General features: G+C 54.2%; 2 protein-coding genes. Both read right to left on the reverse strand.

All coding sequences use genetic code 11. The annotated features are described in order from the left end of the window. Positions 1-746 (reverse strand): transposase (locus J2Y56_RS28360; protein ID WP_310354123.1); only part of this gene is annotated, 746 nt, incomplete at its 3' end. 17 nt (positions 747-763) lie between these two features. Continuing rightward, positions 764-1,123: an IS66 family insertion sequence element accessory protein TnpB gene (tnpB, locus tag J2Y56_RS28365; protein ID WP_225924317.1), complete on the reverse strand. Its 360-nt coding sequence runs from the start codon at positions 1,121-1,123 to the stop codon at positions 764-766. Positions 1,124-1,207 lie beyond the last annotated feature (84 nt).

Genomic DNA, 1,207 nt, shown 5'->3' on the forward strand with positions numbered 1-1,207 from the left:
TCATCGCAGTGGATGACCGGACTTTCCAGTAATCGGTCGCGCATTAAATTCAGCAAGGGCTGCAAGTGTTCGCTGCACTGGATGACCCAGCGCGCCAGTGTTTGTCTTGGTATATCCACACCGTGTCGACTCAGCACCGTTTCGAAACGATGCAACGGCAGGCCATCGACGTACTTGGTGGTCAGTAGCATGGCCAATACGCTGGGGCTGGCCATGCTCTTTTCGATCAACTGCGCCGGTTTGTCGGCGGTGACCGGCGCGGTTTCACAACCGCGGCAACCGTAAACTTTGCGTATGTGTTTGAGTACGCGAATCTGCATCGGCACGATCTCCAGCTGTTCGCTGGTTTCTTCGCTGATCACGTGTTTGCGGCAGCCGCAAGCGCAGGTCAGTTCGTGTTCAGGCAGTTCGTGGATGACTTCGATACGCGGCAGATCAGCCGGCAGTGGTTTGCGTTTGCCGCGACGTGGCGTCGAAGCAACAACTTCTTCGTCAGCGTCGCCGACGGGGAGCATCGGCTCGCTTTCGGGCTCATTGAACAACGCCAGTTGCGGCGTGTTGGGCTCGATGGTCTGCTCGGATTTTCGACCGAACAAACGGTCGCGCAGCAGCTTGATCTGTTCTTTTAAATCGACGATATGAGTCTGATATGCCTCAGCCGTTACTTGCTGACGACTGAGTGCCTCAAGCAACATTTGCTTGAGCAAAACAGGATCATCGGGAAGGTCTTCAGGTATCAAATTCATGCCGGGGATTATACCCGTCAGGCGACGAATCTTGGTGTTAAAACCTTATGAGGACGATTGCGCCAGAGATCAAAGCCATCCAGTAACCAGTTCAATTCCTGGACAGTCAGCACGATCGCCTCGTCGACCTCATCAGGGGAAAGTTTGAAGCGTTCAGACTCCAGGCGCTTGAGCCAAAGGCAGAAGCCGTTGCGCTCCCAGTACAACACTTTGACGCGGTTGCGGTGGCGATTTAGAAAGACGAAAAGCACGGGGTCGAACACCGCAACTTTGATGTCCAGTTCGACCAATGCAGCCAAGCCGTCGATGGACTTTCGAAAATCTACAGGCTTCGGGTAGAGGTACACTTTTTCGACGCTGGCATTCGGACGCATCATGGTGATGGGCTCCTGATGGAAATCGGGAGCACAGCATCAGCCGTCTATTATCCGCTTGGAATGTGGAGTTCATGGAGCGGATAC

Source organism: Pseudomonas sp. BE134 (genome assembly GCF_031456105.1).
Lineage (GTDB): Bacteria > Pseudomonadota > Gammaproteobacteria > Pseudomonadales > Pseudomonadaceae > Aquipseudomonas.

Excerpts from the sequence above, each read along its gene's own strand:
- tnpB (WP_225924317.1), bottom strand. The coding sequence starts at position 1,123 with ATGATGCGTCCGAATGCCAGCGTCGAAAAAGTGTACCTCTACCCGAAG.